The sequence below is a fragment of the Novosphingobium sp. genome (assembly GCF_030699305.1).
Lineage (GTDB): Bacteria > Pseudomonadota > Alphaproteobacteria > Sphingomonadales > Sphingomonadaceae > Novosphingobium.
Window position 1 is genome coordinate 1 of record NZ_JAUYNB010000037.1, and the last position, 19,080, is coordinate 19,080.

Here is a 19,080-nt window from a genome sequence, read left to right on the forward strand (position 1 = left end):
AGGGCCAGCTCCGCCACACCCCAATCCAGAAAAGGATAAACCCAACTCTTGACCGGGCCTCTCGTGGGCAGCACATAACCCACACCCACCCGGGTCAACTCTCAGTGATAATCCTGGGTCAATTCTCAGCGCTACTCAACAGCCGCTATCTCGTCGATTTTTCTGCTCATTGATATGCTATTGCATATATTCTTCATGATATATATGCAATAGCATATGTGTGAGAAGATCCGTCGAGATCTGTTCTCTACACCTGAACCCACGCATTCTCGTTGGGCTTGAGTTGATTTCACACCTGAACGTCCGAGAGACGTTCAATCAGTGGGTGGCATGCATATACTGCGTTCAGGTGTCGGCCAGCAGCAACTCTGCCAGTTGATCTAGTTCTGCTTTCTCGGCTCGCCAATTTGGTGCGCAACGATCGAGCAGGCTGTAAAATCGTGGACTGTGGTTGTGCTCATTCAAATGGCAGAGTTCATGTTTAAGAACGTAGTCAATGCATGGGCGCGGAGCTTTGATCAGCGCAGGGTTGAGGGTCAGCCTTCCGTCAGGAGAACAATTTCCCCATTGCTTTCTCATCTTAAGCAAGATCATCGGCGGAACCCGAGCGATCCAAGGCAGGTCTGCGCAAATGATGCGGAGTCGTTCGCTAAGATACACATCGGCTCTATGACGATACCAAGCGTTTAGCCGGCGTCGGACCGCTGAAGGATCATTGACGGGGAGTCTTACCTCCAGCGAACCCCTCGTCAGTCGGACGGATGACGCAGAAGAGCTCTCTGGAATGACTTTCAGTTGATGTCTGCGCCCCAGATAGAAGTGCGTTTCACCAGATACGAATTCACGAGGCCGAACATGCTGACGGCCTTCGCGTACCTCTGAAAGATTTCGCCAAATCCAACGCGCCCGTCGCGCGATTACGAGATCGATTTGAGGCTTAATGGTATCAGGCGGACACTCTATCTCGATCGTGGCATCCGGATGTATGTGTACTCTTATGCGAGCTGCAAGTCGTTCGCTGCATGTGATCCGGTAAGGAATTGTGCTCTCGCCATATTGAAAGGTGCCTTCCAGTGGCAGCGCGTCAGCTAATTTTGCCACTGGCGAGCCCAATGCGCGTAACGTTGACGATCTCGTCGGTCATTAGCTTCGCTTTGTCCAAACCAAAGAGACCAAATAGTGTCGGCAATACTCCCTTGCGGATTGCAGCCTCGATACTAGCCGGATTTAGGGAGTTCTCAGCGATGGCCAAAACAACCAACTTCTCGATTGTGCGAGCTGCTTCCACGTGCTTGTCGGTCCAGGTATGTGTCGCTTCCTCGCCGTACATACGGAAAATGCCATAATACGCTCGTGCGTGGGAGTGATGCGCCAGCTGCGGAGGGATTTCCGGCATGGCTGCGCTGGAGACAGCTTTCTCAAGGCCATCGAAGAGGTCATATTGTTGCCTGGGATGATCAAACAGCGCGGCGGCTTCGGCGATCGCTTTGCGTAGCAGGTCGGAAAAGTGAGCTTGAGCATACGGGTCATCGGCCAAATCATGCTCGATGGTCCGGGTCAGACGACTGCGGATAATATCCGTCTCGTTTCTAGTCTTTTCCTCACTCCAAGTGTCTGGATCGGCCGTTGCTCCCAATCCCACAACCGGGAGCAGTTGACCGTTAGCGTCAATCTCCTCACCGATCACGTTCGCATCGATCATCTTACGGATTTGCTTCTCGTATTGTGAGAAATCGACAGTTTCAAAGGCATCCTGCTTCGCTTGTTGCCGCAGTGCGGTAAAAAATCTCAGGTCGCGCTTGTATTCGGCGATTTGCTTTTCACTGAATGCCCCGTCCTCAAAGAAGGATCGCGACGACAGCGCCGTCTTCAGGCACATCCCAAAGGCTGTCAGTGCGTCGTAAAAGTCCTCGCGGCGCTTCTGGTTAAGATCATAGCGTTCGCCGCCTTCTGCATCGGAATATCGCGGAACGAGAAGCTGCCGAAACTGCTCCTCGTCAGCTCGATTGTGAACACAATCGAAGATCCTCCACAGTTCGTCATGCAAGCCGGGAAGCCGTTTATATTCAGTGCAAACATCCCGATAAAGCCCGTCGAGATCGGCGATATCAAACCCACCCTGCGTCCGTTCGGCGAGGTCTTGATATTCTCCGATGGCAGTATCCAGTTCCTTCAAAATTCCTCTGTAGTCGACAAGAAATCCGAATTGCTTGGCATCATGAAGGCGGTTCACGCGAGCAATGGCCTGAATAAGGTTGTGAGCCTTGAGGGGCTTGTCGATATAGAGGACCGCATTGCGTGGCTCATCAAAGCCTGTGAGTAATTTGTCGACGACGATAAGCAGGTCCGGTCGGCCTTCAGTTGAGAAATCATCGACAATCTGCTTTTCGTTATCCTCTGGGTCGCCTTTGACGTTTGCAGCCCACCACTGCTGAACTTCAGGCAATTCGCTCTCGTTGATGTCCTCATGTCCCTCACGGGTATCAGGAGGGGAGATAACGACGGCACTGGAAACTAGCCCGGTCTCGTCCAGCGCCTTCTTATAGCGGATTGCGGAAAGCTTGCTGTCGGTGGCAATTTGGCCCTTCAAGCCGAGTTTGAGATCTTTGAAATTGGTTCGGAAATGGGTGGCAATATCCCAGGCGATGCGCCGGATTCGCCCTTCTGCGCCATAGACCTGCCCTCTACTGGCGTACTTCTTCTTGAGATCGGTTTTCTGCTCGTCGCTCAGACCGCGCGTGATGACGTCAAACCAACTGTCGATAGCGCGCTCGTTGATGTCGAGCACCGGCTTGCGCTCTTCATAGAGCAGCGGGGTGACGGTTCCATCGTCAATGGCGTCGCGCATTGTGTAGGCGTGGATGATCTTGCCGAACCGGCCTTCGGTCTTTTCGCCCTTCAGCAGCGGCGTGCCGGTGAACGCGACATAGCTTGCCTGGGGCAGAGCCTTCTTCATCCGCTCATGATTTTCACCGCCCTGGCTGCGGTGTCCTTCATCGACCAGCACGATCATGTTGGGGCTGTCATTGCGGCAATCGGGAAGTTTGCTGGCGCTGGCGAACTTATTGATAATGGTGAAGATTATCCGGTCAGTGCCTTTGCCGATCCGCTTGGCCAAGTCGCGACCGGAATTCGCTTTGGATCGACCGCCTTCTTTGTCGGAGAGCGACGTTCCAAAGGCTCCGGCAGTCAGAAAGTTGCCGGCCAGTTGCTTTTCGAGATCAGTCCGATCGGTAACAACGATGACTCGGCATTCGGCAAGATCCGAATGGAGCAACAGTGCCTTGCAGAGCAGCACCATAGTGAAGCTCTTGCCTGAGCCGGTTGTGTGCCAGATCGTGCCGCCTTCGCGCCCCGGCCCCTTGGGATGATCCGAAGGCCGCACCTTCGAGATTTCGGCAATCAGCTTACGGATGCCGAACATCTGTTGGTGGCGCGCGGCGATCTTTCCAACCTTCCGGTCGAAGAACATGAAGAAACGCACAAATTCGAGGAGTCGAGCTGGGGTTGCCAGGCCGATCAGTAGGCGATCTTGCTCGTTTACCGCCATCTCGGAAGACCAGCGCCGCGACAGCCCGTCGCGAACGTCGCGTACACGGTTCGTCAGAAGGCTCTCTTGATCCTCGGCGGCGGTGCCGTTTTTGACGGCCAGAAAATGTGCTTCATCGAACTCTTCGTCGCGCCAGGACGCCCAGAACTTCCGCGGCGTGCCGGTCGTTCCATAGCGTCCGTCGGAGCCCGACACGGCAAAAAGAAGTTGGGCAAAGGCGAACAGCTGCGGGATTTCATCCGCCTTCTGGTTGCGGATCGTCTGGCTGATGCCCTCTTCGACCATTCGCTGTGATCCGCCGCTCACGGGACGCTTGGCCTCGATGACAATCATGGGGATGCCGTTCACAAAGCCGACTATGTCCGGCCGGCGCGTCCGGGTGCCATCGCTGGTGGTGAAGGCGAGCTCTTCCGTCACCACAAAGCGGTTCGCTTCCACATCCTGCCAATTGATAAGCGGAACCGTGATCGACAGCTTTTTGCCATCAACGAATTCGGTGACAGTTATGCCGAGAGTCAGCCAGTCATACACGCGCTGGTTCGCCGCGAGCAGCCCATCCTGCAGAGGCGGTGCCGACAGTGTTCGAACGATGAAATCGATCGAGTTGGTCGAAAGCGGGTGCAGCACTCCCCGATGGTCAAATCGGTGACGAGAGAGATGCGCGATCAGATCCGCGCGAAGCAACGCACCGCCTTCGCCACCACGCTGCTCCAAGCAATCAGCAGGGGCCAGAAACCGCCAGCCTAGCGCACACAACGTAGCAAGTGCCGGGATGTGAGAGGTGGAAAGTTCGTCGGTGTTGGGGGTCATTCTTCACCCGCCTCCGGCTCGGCGGCCTTCTTCTTCCGCTTGCGGGTCTTACCTGCGGTCGCCGGCGAGGTGTCGGGGATGAAGCAATACTCAGCGTCCACGCCCATTCTCCGCAATTCCTTCATGCACCTCATGAGGCTGATGCGAGAAAACAGGGGCAGGTTATTTGAAAGGTCGGCTTTGTCCTTGTGCGTTACGATGCCGAAGACGACGCGAAATTTGTTGTTCGCGAGTGGAGCAACAAGCGCGTCCCGCTCAGGATCGGGGCGACCCGCGCCAACGAGCGCTTTCATGTTTTCCAAGGCTTGCTGCTCAGAACGCATGAGATTCACCGAGTTAGTCCCCTGATTAAACAGGTGGCTAAGTTGCGCTGATAGCGTCGAGATTTTCACGCAGTGCAGGACGGCCTGGTCATCAACGACTTCGTAGATATCGCAAGGCTCGACCTGCTTTTGGCCGACGATTGAAATATTGGTTTTGTCGAGACAAACGCGCCCGGCTGCCGCCGCCGATGCAGCAATGTTGTAGGCGCCCTCGTCATCGTGGTTGAAGTCGGGGAGCGTCGTATCTTTGCAAAGCGGATCGAGATATGTCCGCAGCCGGTTCACGTAACCGCTATCGACCAGGTACCAATTGCCTTCGCAGAAGTGGTAGTTATCAGCACCGCCGTTCATGGTCGTATCGTAGATCAGGCTCTTGAAAATCGAATGTCGATCTCGAACCACGCTGCCATCTTCATTCGTCAATACAAGCTGGTGCCGCTTTAGATCGTCGATCCCAAACGCATTGAGATCGGCGCCAGCGGCATCGAGATACTCGTAGTAGCGATGCATGAAGATGTCGTCGTACACATCCCCCCTGTTGGCGCCCGTGAACGTACCCCAGAGTCCATCACCGAAATCAACAATGTCAGGCACGGATAAAGCCAGTGCTTCATCCCTTGCTTGGAAAGCTGTCAGCAATTGACCGTTGAGCTGCGCGATCACGCTTGGGTCGCGGACAGGCGCAATATTTTGAATGTCAGGGAACGCAGTTTTGTAGGTGTCATCGTCGTAGAGGTTGAGCAGCTGCTCGCACAGCCCAACCAGGCCGGCAGGTTCGATCGCTGATGAAATCCGGATGTTGCTTGAGCCGGTCGCGCTTTTGAACAAATCCTGATGCTCGTCCTTCACCTTGCCGGTCAGGCTCTTCAGGATTGTACTATCCGCATCGACATCGAAGAAGGTGAGGTCACCGGCGGTGGGCAACTGCGTTCTCTGCCGCTTTGCCCCGCTCGGTTCCAAGATATCCGTGCTGCGCAATTTCGCCGGATCGACGCAGTTGAGTGTGACCCGCAAGCCGAAGTCATATTCGTAGCTGCTGTCTTTGAGGTTATGGAACACATGGCCAAACGACAACGCGAACCAGCGACCTGAAGCCTGCAGAAACACAAGCGCACCTTTTGAAACCTGATTCAGGTCCTTTTGGACACCGAAGTATGCCCGCCACCACGGTGGGCGGGGCACGTTATCCAAGACGTAAAGAACGGCGCCTTCTGGAAGGTTTTCGCTCGCTACGCCCTCTTCAAGCGCGTGATCGTCTTTCAGTGCGTTCGTTGCATCTACGCCGTCCTTCAAAAGGAAGATGGAAAACGAGCGAGTCTTCGTCATGCAAAGTCTCCACCAATCTTCACTCGCCGCTTGCCAGTGAGGAGCTGCTGCATCAGCGCCGATTTTTCCTGATGTAGGTGGGCGAGCTGCGTTTCCAGAATTTTCAATTCGCCATCGGCATCGTTCAGAAGTGCAGCGATCCGGTCTCTCTCAGCTTTTGGTGGCAGGAGAAATTTGAATTTGTGGAGATCACTCGTGTTTATCGAGTTTATCGTAGCTCCAAGGTTAAGTTTCACCTGCTGTTCGTAAGTGTCCGATTGAAACAGGTGATACGCGAATTCAGGATCGGTTGAGCGGAACAGGGACATGAAAGCACCATGCGCATAACCAACCGCATCTGTGCCAATTCTGGCTGTTTTGCCTATTAGATTTCGGCTTCCGTTTCGCACGCAAATTAAAATGTCCCCTTCCATCGTAAGGCAGGAAAATTTAATCAATGGATTAACATATACATTATCTAAAAATGCTAGGCGTCCTCTTTGAACATTTGAAGATCTTAGAACTAACAGTCCGCTTTCATCGACAATGTCATCCGGGGAATATGTAACGCCATTGTAGCAGCGCCCAATATCCCGAAGCCTTATTGTCTTCCACTCACCCGAAAAGCCTGGCAGACGCTTTTTGCCGGTGAGAAGAGATTGCATCAGGGCTTGCTTCTGATTGCGGGCATTTTGGACCAGCGCCTCCACCGTTTCTATGGATCGATCCCATACTGATAAGATCTCCGCGATCTTGCGTTGCTCGGAGATAGGGGGAAGGCATATCGGAATAAGCGAGAAATCATCAAAATAGAGCCTGAGCCGGTCTTCGGTCAGGCCATGAGAATATGCCCAGAAGAGGTAAATCGTCCGAGGATGCTTGAAGAGGTATGCCGCGAACAGCGGGTCGATGGCTGCAGTCGGACGCAAAACCACATAGGCGGGACTTACCAGCGCATCGGCCTCGGCAAGGCCAGAGGCTCCCTGCCACATGCGCATCATATTGTAGGCAATGTCGCCCTTCCGCACGAGCAGGTGCTCTTCCGCGAGAAGGTTCGTATCCATCTTTCTGTCGATGGAATCTCGGAAAACCAGGCCATCGTTGATCGTGACCGACATGGTCGGCAGGCCAGCTTTGCCGCGCTCAGCCCGCTTGGCAAAGGCATTGCCGAAGCGGGTTTCAGTCCAACCTTCGGGTGTCATTCCTGATCCCCTTTGCGCTTGCGGATACGCTTACTGACGCCTTCAATTACCTTGAGTGTCTCAGCCGCATCGTCCTGCTCAGCGGTCAGCCGTTCGGCCTCACGGCGCTGGGCATCGAACGTGGCATAGCGTTTGCCAACAATCGTCTCCATTGCTTCGTGTGACATATTGCCCTTGCCGGTCAGCACGCCGCGCTCGTTGAAGGTCAGGAAACGGTCGGTTTGCTCAATCCATTCGGCCATGAGCGTCTGCTTCCGGCGCTCTGCACGATCCTGGGCGAAATCGAGGAACATCGTGGTCAGCCGGTTGAGTTCTCGAACTTCGGCTTCGGTCAGGTAATTCTTGGAAATCGTCACGTCGCCCTTGCGGACGCGGCTGCCTTTCCACGAGGTGAGCTGCATGTTGGGTGCTGCCGGATCAGCGCGATCGACGATCAGCTCAGCCGCCGTCTTACCGGTGACCGCGTAAAGCATCTTGTTCTGGATAGTCTTGAAGAACGCGCTCGCGGCTTCGGATTTGGCGTCATAGTCGGAACTGGTGGCGGCAAATACGTCACGAACCTGCTGATAGAACCGCTTCTCGCTGGCCCTGATGTCGCGAATGCGCTCGAGCAGCTCGTCGAAGTAGGGATCGCCGCCTGGTTCCTTGAGGCGGGCGTCATCCATGACGAAGCCCTTGACCAGATATTCGCTGAGCTGTGCAGCGGCCCACTGGCGGAACTGGATGCCGCGCGCTGATCGCACGCGAAAGCCGACCGCCATGATCATTGGAAGGTTGTAGTGCGTCACCTTGCGCTCAACCATGCGGTCACCCTCAGGTTGAACTATTAAGTACGGCTTAAGAGTTGCCTCGGGCTGCTCTCCATCGGCCAGGATCGCCTTGATATGCTGGTTGATATTCGGGATCGACGTTTGGAATAGCGTCGCCATTTGAGCCTGGGTCAGCCAGACATTGCCGTCCACCGCTTTCAGGCCAACCTGCCCAATCCCGTCCTCGGTGGTGTAGAGGATGATCTCGCCAGCCATCAGAAGCCAAGCTCCTTCAGGTAGCCGTCCATCTTCACCTCAAGGGCCGCCAACTCTTCCTTCAGCTTCAGCCGCTCGGTGCGGATTGCCACCAGATCGATTTCGGCCTCCTCTTCGAAGGTATCGACATAGCGTGGGATGTTGAGATTGAATTCGTTGGCCTTGATCTCTTCCGGCGTAGCGAGGTGAGCGTACTTCGGCACGCTCTGGCCGGCCTCGACCGTTGCAATGATTTTGGCGAGGTTGCTGTCGGGGCCAGTAGTCAGCTGGTTCTGATTCTTGCCCGATTTGAACTCGCGGCTCGCATCGATGAACAGCACGTCCTTGTCAGGCTTTGACTTGCGCAGGATCAGAATCGCGGCGGGAATGCCGGTCCCGTAAAACAGCTTTTCCGGCAGGCCGATCACGCAATCAAGCAAGTTTTCCTCGATCAGCTTTTGCCGGATTTTGCCCTCTGCCCCGCCACGGAAGAGCACCCCGTGCGGCACGACAACCGCCATGCGGCCGGTGCGCGGCTTCATCGTTTCAACCATGTGCAGAATGAAGGCGTAATCGCCCTTCGTCCGGGGCGGTAGCCCACGACGAAAGCGCTTGAATTTGTCGCTCTCAGCGGTGTCCTGACCCCACTTGTCGAGGCTGAAGGGCGGGTTGGCGACCACAACGTCGAAATGCTTGAGCTTGTCGTCACCGTCGAGCAGCTTGGGGTTGCGAATGGTGTCGCCCCATTCAATGCGGTGATTATCCTCGCCGTGGAGGAACATATTCATCTTGGCCAAGGCCCAGGTGCTACCAATCGACTCCTGGCCGTACAGCGCATACTTCTTGCTGCCGTACTTTTCCTGCACGCGGCGACCGCACTTCATCAGAAGCGAGCCGGAACCGCAGGCGGGGTCACAAGCTTCTTCGCCCTCCCGCATATCCATCAGGATGGCCATGAGCTCGGACACTTCGGGCGGTGTGTAAAATTCCCCGGCCTTGCGTCCAGCATCTGAAGCGAAGTTCTTGATGAGGTATTCGTAGGCGTTGCCGATCACATCGAGGTTGCCGATGCGTGACGGGCGCATATCCAGTTCGGGTTTGGCGAAGTCCTCTAGCAACTGGCGAAGCAGGTCGTTCTTCTGAGCTTCTTCACCAAGTTTGTTGGCGTTGAAGCTGATGTCCTGAAAGACGTTATTGAGCTTGCCGAGGTTCGCATCCTCGATCGCGGACAAAGCCTTGTCGATCCGCTCTCCATTGCCCGGCTCGTGGCGGCGTGCATGCAGGGCAGAGAAGGTGGCGCCATCGGGAAGGACGAAGCGCTCGTTCTTCATCATCTCGGCAATTAGCGCCGGCTCATTGCCATACTCACGGGCATACTCGTCATGGTGGTCCTGCCACACGTCGCTGACGTACTTGAGGAATAGCATCACAAGGATGTAGTCCTTGTAGATTGCCGGATCGACCGTTCCACGGAACGTGCCACACGCTGCCCAGGCAGCCCTGTTCACTGTATCCTGTTTGATCTGGTCGTTCATGCGATGGTCTTTCCTGTCAGAAATGTGGACGCCAGCGCATCCATCTGCTCCTGGCGATTTTCGATTAGGCGCTGAAGAACGACTTGTTCCTGCGCAATACTGCTCGCTAGATCTACAATCTGCTGCTGTTGCTCAAGGTCACACAGGACAATCGGCAGCGATTCTAGCGCGGGGCGCGTAAGGTTGAGGATGTGGGAACCCGTGGCTGCAGCCATAAGGAAGTCTTGCGCGGGCCTTTGATTAATTTGCCAGGCGAGGAAGGCAGGCAGCAGAGGTGTGCGTTCCAGTATTCTAATAACGAACAGGTTGGTAGCTGCGACTGCTTCACCCGGCGGAACTGGAAGTGCCAGAGCATCGTTCCGGCGGCCCCTAGTGGTGATGAGCACGTCACCTCCGCGAAGGAAGTCAGGAGCCCGTGAATTCGGTAGTTCTTTGCGGAGTAGGTTTGGCCACTCAGGCGAGCCGTTCACAGTGACATCTCGAACCTGAAGCACCATCACATCGCCCGGGGGAAGCGAGTCAATTGCGCCTCGAAACGGGAAGCCGGAGCGGACCTCGGCAACGTCGTTAAGGCGAATCTTTGAAAGTGCAATATCGGGCATACAGCACTATATGCGCATGCCATCCGTAGATTTCAATGCTTGAATGATGTTACTGCATAAAATTATTTCAGTGAGTCCGCCGCTTCACATAGCTAATTTCTCCATCAGCCTATATGCACCCAGCATGCGTGCCTGGATACTCTCGGACCTTCATATTGAGCAAAGCCACTGGGATCTGCCCGATCCGCAGCCTGACTTCGATGTGCTGATCGCCGCAGGCGATATCCACGATCCGCTCAACGCGGGGGTTCGCTGGTTGGCCGAGCGTTCAGGCGGTCGCCCGGTTATCTATGTGCCTGGAAATCATGAGTGGTACGCCTATCGCCAGCGCTTCACGATGCAGGACGAGGCACTGCGGGCGCAGGAGTTGGCCGACGAACTCGGCGTTCATCTGCTTCAAAATGCCTCGGTCACGATCGACGGTATTCGTTTCCTCGGCAGCACGCTGTGGACCGATTTCGAAATTTTCGGGAACGGGCGCCTGGGAATGCGAAATGCCGGCAAATGGATGAACGACTTCAGGGTCATTTTCCCAACTCACTTGCGACAGGCTCTTTCACCCGAACAGACACTGCGGTGGCACATGGAGTCGCGCTTCTGGATTGAGGAAGAGCTTCGCGAGCAGTTTGACGGCAAAACCGTCGTCGTCACCCATCACCTTCCGCATCCCCGTTCTGTCCATGCGCAATATGCGGATGATCCGGTGACGCCGGCGTTCTGCAGTGACCTGTCTCACCTCGTTGAAAATTCGGGGGCCGCGCTTTGGGTTCACGGTCATACGCACACGAGCTGCGACTATATGGCGGGGAACACGCGCGTCGTTTGCAACCCGAAGGGGTACGGTCCGCAGTCGCGGAGTGGGGCCATCGAGAATGATGAATTCAAACCCGAACTGGTGGTCGAAATCTGATCGTTCAGCCGAACTGTTGGGCCACTGAATCCAAACCTTCCGACACCGTGGCCATGGACTCCGTCACTCCGGTTTCGCGTGCATGTGTCGGCCAATCGGCGAGTGCGGCGCGTACATCTTCAATGATGGCCGCAATACGCTTTGCTGAAACTCCGTGAATTTTTCCCAATGTCTCAACATGCTCTCGCGTGATCGTGCGCCCTTCGCCTTGAACCGCCATGTAGTGTTCGCCGCCGGGGCCATTTGAGAACGTGAGGTCGAAGGCGGGTGCAAGCCGCCAATCTCCCCGATCATCCATGAGGTAGGCATGCTGGCGGACATGATCGTCCCGATTTCGCGAGAGTACATTGAAGAGCATGCGGCGGAAGGCTTGCTCGACGTCTGCCATGCTATGGGTGATTGCCAATGTCGCCTTCAGGAAACCATCGTAGTCGACGCTCGGCATATGCGGTGATGCTTCGAGCACCCCGCCCAGGCTGACCATATGAAGCCTTTTGCCTGGAGTTGGTCGATCGAAGCGCTTGGTGGCGAAATGGCCAGGCCCGGTCGCCGAAGAGATCAACTTTGTTTCAGCCATGTCAATCTGCGCGGCGCGGGCCATCTTGGCGTAGGCCTCCTCCAACGGCCCGATATCAGCAGGGTCGTTGGTCGCCGCAAATTTGACGATCCATTCTTCACTGATTTCGCCATCTCCCGCGACAGTCAGTTCGTCCCCCGCGCGCAGGCTACCGTCTGCCCCGATTGCAACGTGGACCTTCGGCCGCGCACCGCCAGAGCCGCCGCCCAGGCGAGCCAAGAGCGCTTCTAATTCGGTCTCCTCACCCAGCAGCACATGGCGGGCCTCTTCGGCCAGGGCGTCAAGATCGATACTGTCCGGGGCCTCGCCAGCGAGCGCTTCAGGCTGGAAGATGAGTGCACCTCGACCTCTCGTGCCCACTAAGGCAAGCCGATCAACCGGATCGAGGTCTGCGATCCGGTGCCCCATCTGCTGGAGCCGGCGCTTCAACAACAGCATTCCCCAAGCGTCGGGCAGGCAGTCCGATAGGAAGCCATGGAGGCCATCGAATGCCCGGCTGCGAGCGGGGTGCAGGCCAGGCTCAACCGGGTAGCGCAGAGGAGAGATTGTCAGGCCTTCGGCGATGACTTCAGCCGACCATTCGAGCTGCGCAAGTCCGCCAGCCATCGCGAGTCTGCCGACTGAACGCGGCGGGGATTTCGCATCGCTCAGAAGTCCAATGGTGAGTGGCGTTCCCGGTGCAAGCCTCATGGCCTCGCCCCCCCAGCGCGTTGCCGCTGCGACTTGGTTGCGTTGCGTTGCTGCGCTAGCAAATCTTCCATGCTGTTTGCGGCCATCGCCGGGAATAGCCCGACAATGCCTTCATCGCACCGAAGGGCTATGGCGGCGCGCACAAGGTCCTCGATGGAAGCCTTGCCTTCAGCTTCCATCCGTCGCCACGTTCTGTGAGCTACACCTGCTTTTGCAGCTGCCGCTTGCTGGGTAAGATCAAGGGCAAGGCGGCGCTCTCGAATCCGCCTTCCAAGGCCCGTCATCTGATCTTTGAGTGTAAGAATCATCGGCCATATATGGCCGTTAACCCTTCAAATGTCAATATTAGTGGCCATATATGGCCGATTTATAGGAAACTCGCTTGGAAACTGGTCGCCATAAGCGAAACATGGGCTTCAAGTGGTGGGCGGAGTTCAAATGCGCGAGGTTCGCGACTGAAGTTCCAGAGCCTGACCAGCGTCCAATGCTCGCGCCGATCTTCAGCTACGGTTAACTCGTTGCGCGAAATGTGGAAGGGCGTCCGCTCCCAGCCATTGGTCGTCTTGACCTCGACGAGCCTGTCACGACCGTTGGGCTCAAAACTAAGAATATCGTAGCCTGCACCGTCGCCATCAACGTGGGAGACCCAACGGATCCGTTCGGCCAGATCCGTTCGACCCGCAGCCCGTAGCGTGGCTCGTTCATGCTCAAGCACGCGCTCTTCACCAGCGAGGCCGAGTGCACGATTTCGCGCATCCCTTCCGGCAACATCGAATTTTCTCGCGATCGACGACATCTGTTCCAGTTCGTCTGGCGGAGGCATATTGCTCAATGTCGGCGGCGGTCCGATCCAAAGCGTTGGTGTTTCCATGACGGAAGACGGCGCACGGGTCTCTTTGGTTAGGTGCACGGGCGCACGATCAAGTCCGCGCACAACGGCATCGATCAGCGAGGTCTGAAAATTGAATGCTGGCTTGTAGCCGGGTATCCAGTCCTCACCCAGGGCCTTCAAGACCGCGCTGATATTCTGGTGCTTATATTCGATCGAGCCCCGTGGTCGCCCAGTCTTGGCTTGCACAACCCGGTTGTGCGCGGCCTTGTTGTAGCTGCGGCCAGCTCGATCGTCTGCGAGCATCGCGAAATAGTCCGCGACGATTGCGTCATTTTGTTCGTCGCTCCAATCCCCGGCCATCAGAACTCCACGCTGCCAATGACCATAGCCCCTTCGGCTGCTGACTTTTCAGCCTGCGGATTGGCAGGCTGCACTTTCTACGCGGCTACCGCTCAAATTCAACTTGAGTTGCTTGGGCTGCATTACGTCACTCGGTAATACCATCGCGCCCGCACCACCGCCAATGAGGCAATCGCATGATCTCCCGTGAAGAACTCTACAAGCTGGTCTGGGCCGAGCCCATGACCAAGGTTGCTACCCGCTTCGACGTGTCTGGCAGCTACCTGGCGAGAATGTGCACTTTGCTGAACGTGCCGCGGCCAGAGCGCGGTTACTGGGCAAAGGTGGCTGTCGGCAAGGCCCCGGCTCAGCCCCCGTTGCCTGCCGCGCTACCGGGCGATCCTCTCCATTGGAGCAAGGAAGGGGAGAGATCGCCGGTGGCAAAGTCGGAACCGCCTAAGCCGCCGGTGCCTTCCGGAAAGAAACCGAGCATCCCCCGCGACCGGACCCATGGGCTCATTCGTGGCGCCAAGGCGCACTTCGAAAAAACGAGGCAGATAGATGAATGGGATTATCTGAAGCCCTACAAGAAGCTTCTGGTCGACGTGGTGACGTCGAGCGAGGGGCTCGACAAGGGGCTTTCGTTGGCAAACGACCTGTTCAACGCCCTCGAATCCATTGGGCATCGCGTAGTCATGGCGCCGACCCAAGAATCGATGCGGCGGATCAATGTCGACACGCCGGCGGTCGATTACTGGCACCATACGAGATACTGGTCGCCGTACCGGCCCACGGTTGTGTACGTCGGGTCTATTGCCATCGGCCTGATCATTTTCGAATATCCGGAGAATGCCACGCTCCGGTATCTCAATGGCAAGTATGTGCGCGACACTGTCGAGCTCGAACGGCGTCATTCCCGCAATTCCCATCGGAGTTGGACAACCACCAGAGAGCTTCCGTCGGGACGATTTCGGATCTTCGCCTATTCACCGTATCACTGGGTAAACCTCTCACGGACCTGGGATGAAACGAAAGCCGCCTCTCTGCGGCCGAAGCTCAAAGCGATTGCTCAAGAAATCGAGGCGATGGCTCCCAAACTGGCTCAAGAGCTTGAAAAGGCGGAACGCGAGGCGGAGATCAGGCATCAGCAATGGCTGATCGAAGAGGACCGCCGCAACCGCGAGGAAGACAAAAGGCGGATCCGACAATCAGAGGTTGAAAGCGACACTGACCTGCGGACGATCATCGGAACTTGGAGCGAGGTCGTGGCCGTTGAGCGATTTCTGGCTGGGGTCGAGCAACGCGCAGAGCAGCTTTCCCCAGATGAGCGCCTACGGGTTCAGGATCGACTGGCACTCGCGCGACAATTTCTCGGGACACAAGATCCTTTGGACTTCTTCCTGAACTGGCGCACGCCTGTCGAACGCTATCAGTCTCGGTATCCTGAAAACGATTAGACTGCCCACCGTCGCCGTGGCGGCGGTAAGTTCGGGAGTGGAGGGGGCGATGATGAGGTCGAGTTCAACAACTCGAGAAGGATCATCGCATGCACTCGAAGCCCCCTCTGATTTCGGACGGACTGCGCGCCAAATTCCAAGCGATAGCGACTGAAACCGCAGAGCTTGTGCCGCCCTCGGCCTACGCCAACTATGTAATCATCGATCCAACGACGGCCGATCTGGAGCGGATTTTGCCGGGCGCAGCGATCTATGTTGGCCAGACATCGGAACTCAAGAGTAGGATCCGATCGCACTTGCGTCAGGCAATTCGGCCAGATCCCGAGCACGCACAGCTATATCACTACATGGCCAGACTGATCAGCCGTGGCGCCTGGCCGCTGTTCCGGGTACTTGAGACCCATACAAACCGGATCGATTGCATGCTTGCCGAGACGGTATGGGCTCAGAGGCTGCTTCGCTCTGGCGCTCGGCTGTTCAACACTTGGCCTGAGCAATCCAGAATTCTTACCGAGTCGAGTTTGCGGCGGATGCAACGGGCGCGACTGCTCCTGCTTTCGCTCAAGGAGGCTGAAGCGGTTGATCTGCACCTCCAGATCGCATGCCGGGCAGGATGCTATACATTGATGGCGGCGCCGAAGGATTTGGCCGTGTGGTTCGGTCACCGCCTCACCCTGAAAGGCGTTCGAGAACGAACGCGCCGGTGTCCGGAGTGCGGCGGTCAAAACCGGTATGCTCTCGTCAATGGTGGGCTAGCGGATCTGAATGTTGATCCGTGCGAATTGCCTGGATTCCAAAGCTCGGACTTGGAGACGCGCCTGTTTTTACAGGAGCTCAGCGAGTTCCCTCTCTTCGCCGCGTCTGGACCAAATGGTGGCTGGCCCGATACATTCGCTTGAATGCCGGGCTCAATTCAAGATGCCAACCTTCCTTGAAATTCCAGAATTGACCGTGGCGAACGAGACGGCCGAAGACCTGCTCAAAGGTATACAGGATCACGAAGAGGAAGACTGCCAATGCTTCGTCACCGGCTGGAATGATTGCCGACAGCCCGTGCGAAGACAGGCGCAGAAAATAGCTGGCCGAGGCGAAAAAGAGTATCGCCAGCACCAAAGGCTTCATCCACTTCATGATCGAAGCGTAGAGCCGCAGAATGAAACGGACGTGCTCTCGTTGCGTGCGTTGATGGATCGATTGACGAACAATGGTCCGTTGGGCAGCAGCGCGGTCGGGATACCTGTCCTCGATGAAGCTGTGCAGGCGTTGCTCGGCAGGGCCGAACGGATCATTGTCATTCATTGACCGCAACCCTCCTTGCCAGCCGGTCGGCCATCTCGTTTGAGATTGTGCCATTCTCCAACAGGTACTGGAAGTAGAGTTTTGTCAGCTCGATTTCGCCTTCACGTGTAGGATTGACTTCATACTTCATAGTGAAGTCCTTCCCCAGTCGCATGGCGCGGTCGAGCAGCTCTAACTGTGTCTCCCGATACATGATCCCGGACCCAAACAGCAGCCAGTTTGGGTCTACCCCGCGCGTCTGGCAGGCTCGCACGACTGCACTCACAGGTGGATCACGCTCGCCACTTTCATAAACGCCGACAGCGGATTGCGACATTCCGACCAGCTTGCCGAATTTTGTCTGGTTGAGGCCGGTATCGCGGCGAATTTCGTACATCCGTTGGCCAACCGTCATCACTGCCCACCCATATTGCCAAATACCACTATAGGGGTATTATGCTGCGAATCATGGTTAATCACCGCCTTCTGCGGCAATGTCACAGAATACGAAGGATCTGACCCCTATGCAAATGTTGACTGTCCGCGAAATGGTTCAGCGCTCAGGTTGGCCCGAAGGCCGCATCCGTCGACTTATTGCCGGGCGAAAGCTCCGCCACGTCAAACTCGATGGCTTGGTTCTCCTTCCCGAAAATGCGGTCGAGGAGTTCGTGCAGACGAACATGATCGAGCCGGAGGCCACTCATGCAGCGCTTTAGCAAAATGCCGTCCATCATAGCGCAGGGCAATTCGGTGAAGGGAGCGGGGCAATGACCACGCTTACACCCATCCTGGACCGCGCCAAAACGCCCGAAGCATGGATTGAGCTGCTTGCCGAGAAAGGCATCATCCTCAAACCGCGCACACTCCGCGACTTGGCCCATCGTTGGGGCGCTTGCCACAAGGTGGGCCGGGTCATGCTGATCACCCCTGAACAGCTCGATCACATCATCGAAAGCCAGAAGAAATGCCCCTCGAACCTTATCCCCGCGGCGCGGTCTGGTGGGCGCGCGGCCGTGTCGAATACAATGGCGCGCCGATCACCGAATACTACCGATGCAGCACTGGTGCATCTGAGGAACCGGGCGCTTGGGACTGGTGCCGGAAGGAAGAGCAAAGGGTCATCCGCATCCACCTGCTAGGCGAGGATCCGGAAGAAAAGACCATCACCTTCGCCGACGCCGTCCTCCAATATGACGCCAAGCCCAAGGAGGCGGCATATCTCGTACCGATAACGGAGCAGATTGGCGCCACACCAATCAAGGACATCAGCCCCAAAGTCGTCCGAGAGCTCGGGCCGAAGCTTTACCCGGATTGCTCAACGGACACTTGGACCCGTCAGGTCGTGACGCCGGTCAGGGCGGTTCTGAACAACATCAACGACAGCGAAAGCGGGATCGCCTTCCGGGTGCGTGGCTACACTCCGAAGGAGAAAGTCGCGCAGGACATCAAGCGCAAGAGCACGGGCCGGAAGAAGTACCCGCCGGGGAGCTGGGAATGGCTGCTGAAGTTTCGACAGAAGGCTTCGCCGAGCTTGGGAGCCTTGGCCTTGCTCATGTTCGTGACAGGTGCGCGCATCAGCCAAGCCGTCTCCATGCATCCCCGCAAGCACATCAACAAAGCCAAGGGCATGGTCTGCATTCCCGGAGCCAAGGGCCACGGGGATCGCTGGCTGCGCGTGCCCGACGAAGTGATGGCAGAGCTCACAGCACTTCCCGAGATCTACCCACGTGATTGGTCGCGAAAGCCAGAGAACCTCCGACTGTTTGGTTATGCTGACCGTGGCGGGCCACGGAAGCTTTGGGCCAAGGCCTGCAAGGCTGCGGGCATCGAGCAGATTCCATTTCACCCGGCAGGGCGACATGGCTTTGGCCAGGAGATGAATGTTCGCGAGAAGGTCGATGAGAAAGCAGCCGGCGCGTTCGGTGGCTGGTCCGACCTGAACCTGATGCGGAACACCTACACGCACGCCGAGGACACCGAGACCAAGATCAATGAGGCGCTCAGGCGAGGTCTCATGAAGGCCGAGATTAAGACGAAGCTCAAGCTCAGAAAGGAGCCCTGACGTTGTACGGATTTTGTACGAGCGAGGGTCGAATTGACCCCTTTTTTGCCGCCAAACGTCGCGAGCGACCGAGGAATGGAAGTGGGTCCATCCATAAATTCCCTATATTTCAAGGGCATTTATGGTGGGCGCGGCAAGGATTGAACTTGCGACCCCACCCGTGTGAAGGGTGTGCTCTACCACTGAGCTACGCGCCCACTTCCGTTTGAGAAGCGGGCCATTAGACAGGCTCGTGCGAATTGACAAGCCACGATGAGTATCTAGAGGCGCAAATCATGACCGAAGAAACCACACCCGCTCCCGCACCCACCGATGCGCCCGCCGTCCCGGCCAGCCCCGACCTTCCGCCTGATCGTCTGGCGATCAACCCGCGCAGCGAATACTTCGATTCCGACAAGCTGCAGCGCGGCGTCGGAATCCGGTTCAAGGGCGTGGTCCGCACCAATGTCGAGGAATATTGCATTTCCGAAGGCTGGGTGCGGGTGCAGGCCGGCAAGACGATGGACCGCAAGGGCCAGCCGCTGACGCTCAAGCTCAACGGCCCGGTCGAAGCCTGGTTCGAAGACCTGGGTGAGGGCGCGCCGGTCGCCAAGGCCTGAGCCGA

General features: G+C 56.7%; 18 protein-coding genes and 1 tRNA gene. 5 read left to right on the forward strand and 14 right to left on the reverse strand.

Annotation, left to right across the window (positions count from 1 at the left end; genetic code table 11):
* Positions 1-345: 345 nt before the first annotated feature.
* The 7 genes from Q8Q53_RS14180 to Q8Q53_RS14210 are packed head-to-tail and all read right to left on the reverse strand — an operon-like array spanning position 346 to position 10,331.
* Entirely contained in the window at positions 346-1,101 is a 756-nt protein-coding gene (locus tag Q8Q53_RS14180; protein WP_305702438.1) for a M48 family metallopeptidase, read from the reverse strand.
* Positions 1,085-4,360 (reverse strand): type I restriction endonuclease subunit R, encoded by a 3,276-nt coding sequence (locus Q8Q53_RS14185; protein WP_305702439.1) that lies wholly within the window; start codon positions 4,358-4,360, stop codon positions 1,085-1,087. The genes Q8Q53_RS14180 and Q8Q53_RS14185 overlap by 17 nt, the downstream gene beginning before the upstream one ends.
* Entirely contained in the window at positions 4,357-6,009 is a 1,653-nt protein-coding gene (locus tag Q8Q53_RS14190; RefSeq protein ID WP_305702440.1) for a DUF6119 family protein, read from the reverse strand. The genes Q8Q53_RS14185 and Q8Q53_RS14190 overlap by 4 nt, the downstream gene beginning before the upstream one ends.
* Entirely contained in the window at positions 6,006-7,190 is a 1,185-nt protein-coding gene (locus Q8Q53_RS14195) for a restriction endonuclease subunit S (protein ID WP_305702441.1), read from the reverse strand. The genes Q8Q53_RS14190 and Q8Q53_RS14195 overlap by 4 nt, the downstream gene beginning before the upstream one ends.
* Entirely contained in the window at positions 7,187-8,215 is a 1,029-nt protein-coding gene (locus Q8Q53_RS14200; protein WP_305702442.1) for a virulence RhuM family protein, read from the reverse strand. The genes Q8Q53_RS14195 and Q8Q53_RS14200 overlap by 4 nt, the downstream gene beginning before the upstream one ends.
* The gene (locus Q8Q53_RS14205; protein WP_305702443.1) at positions 8,215-9,729 is read right to left on the reverse strand and encodes a type I restriction-modification system subunit M; all 1,515 of its coding nucleotides are present in this window, start codon (positions 9,727-9,729) and stop codon (positions 8,215-8,217) included. The genes Q8Q53_RS14200 and Q8Q53_RS14205 overlap by 1 nt, the downstream gene beginning before the upstream one ends.
* On the reverse strand, positions 9,726-10,331 hold the full coding sequence (locus Q8Q53_RS14210) for a restriction endonuclease subunit S (RefSeq protein WP_305702444.1): 606 nt from the start codon (positions 10,329-10,331) through the stop codon (positions 9,726-9,728). Before Q8Q53_RS14210 ends, Q8Q53_RS14205 begins: the two co-directional genes overlap by 4 nt.
* A gap of 124 nt (positions 10,332-10,455) precedes the next feature.
* On the opposite strand from Q8Q53_RS14210, the gene Q8Q53_RS14215 reads away from it, so the two are divergent.
* Positions 10,456-11,241: a metallophosphoesterase gene (locus Q8Q53_RS14215; protein ID WP_305702445.1), complete on the forward strand. Its 786-nt coding sequence runs from the start codon at positions 10,456-10,458 to the stop codon at positions 11,239-11,241.
* A gap of 4 nt (positions 11,242-11,245) precedes the next feature.
* Here the strand turns inward: Q8Q53_RS14215 and Q8Q53_RS14220 are convergent, their stop codons facing one another.
* Genes Q8Q53_RS14220 through Q8Q53_RS14230 form a run of 3 tightly spaced genes read right to left on the reverse strand, consistent with a single transcriptional unit; the run spans position 11,246 to position 13,700 of the window.
* The gene (locus Q8Q53_RS14220; RefSeq protein ID WP_305702446.1) at positions 11,246-12,508 is read right to left on the reverse strand and encodes a type II toxin-antitoxin system HipA family toxin; all 1,263 of its coding nucleotides are present in this window, start codon (positions 12,506-12,508) and stop codon (positions 11,246-11,248) included.
* Complete coding sequence (locus tag Q8Q53_RS14225) at positions 12,505-12,816, reverse strand: helix-turn-helix domain-containing protein (protein WP_305702447.1); 312 nt, start codon at positions 12,814-12,816, stop codon at positions 12,505-12,507. The genes Q8Q53_RS14220 and Q8Q53_RS14225 overlap by 4 nt, the downstream gene beginning before the upstream one ends.
* 59 nt (positions 12,817-12,875) lie before the next feature.
* Positions 12,876-13,700 (reverse strand): DUF3883 domain-containing protein, encoded by an 825-nt coding sequence (locus Q8Q53_RS14230; RefSeq protein ID WP_305702448.1) that lies wholly within the window; start codon positions 13,698-13,700, stop codon positions 12,876-12,878.
* A 176-nt stretch (positions 13,701-13,876) separates the two neighbouring features.
* Here Q8Q53_RS14230 and Q8Q53_RS14235 point away from each other — a divergent pair, with 176 nt between their 5' ends.
* The gene (locus Q8Q53_RS14235) at positions 13,877-15,136 is read left to right on the forward strand and encodes a hypothetical protein (RefSeq protein ID WP_305702449.1); all 1,260 of its coding nucleotides are present in this window, start codon (positions 13,877-13,879) and stop codon (positions 15,134-15,136) included.
* Positions 15,137-15,225: 89 nt separating this feature from the next.
* Positions 15,226-16,035, forward strand: coding sequence for a GIY-YIG nuclease family protein (locus Q8Q53_RS14240; protein WP_305702450.1), 810 nt, complete (start codon positions 15,226-15,228; stop codon positions 16,033-16,035).
* Here Q8Q53_RS14240 and Q8Q53_RS14245 read toward each other — a convergent pair.
* From Q8Q53_RS14245 to Q8Q53_RS14255, 3 genes are all read right to left on the reverse strand, one after another.
* Positions 15,971-16,435, reverse strand: a complete 465-nt coding sequence (locus Q8Q53_RS14245; protein WP_305702451.1) for a hypothetical protein — start codon at positions 16,433-16,435, stop codon at positions 15,971-15,973. The genes Q8Q53_RS14240 and Q8Q53_RS14245 overlap by 65 nt on opposite strands.
* Entirely contained in the window at positions 16,428-16,811 is a 384-nt protein-coding gene (locus tag Q8Q53_RS14250; protein WP_305702452.1) for a helix-turn-helix domain-containing protein, read from the reverse strand. Before Q8Q53_RS14250 ends, Q8Q53_RS14245 begins: the two co-directional genes overlap by 8 nt.
* Before the next feature lie 163 nt (positions 16,812-16,974).
* Positions 16,975-17,358: a hypothetical protein gene (locus tag Q8Q53_RS14255; RefSeq protein ID WP_305702453.1), complete on the reverse strand. Its 384-nt coding sequence runs from the start codon at positions 17,356-17,358 to the stop codon at positions 16,975-16,977.
* Between the two features lie 20 nt (positions 17,359-17,378).
* Between Q8Q53_RS14255 and Q8Q53_RS14260 the strand changes: the two genes are divergently transcribed.
* Entirely contained in the window at positions 17,379-18,476 is a 1,098-nt protein-coding gene (locus tag Q8Q53_RS14260) for a tyrosine-type recombinase/integrase (protein ID WP_305702454.1), read from the forward strand.
* Positions 18,477-18,598: 122 nt separating this feature from the next.
* Here the strand turns inward: Q8Q53_RS14260 and Q8Q53_RS14265 are convergent.
* Positions 18,599-18,673, reverse strand: a tRNA-Val gene (locus Q8Q53_RS14265).
* Between the two features lie 78 nt (positions 18,674-18,751).
* Here Q8Q53_RS14265 and Q8Q53_RS14270 point away from each other — a divergent pair.
* A complete protein-coding gene (locus Q8Q53_RS14270) occupies positions 18,752-19,075 on the forward strand; it encodes a DUF3297 family protein (protein WP_305702455.1) in 324 nt (107 codons plus the stop codon).
* Positions 19,076-19,080 lie beyond the last annotated feature (5 nt).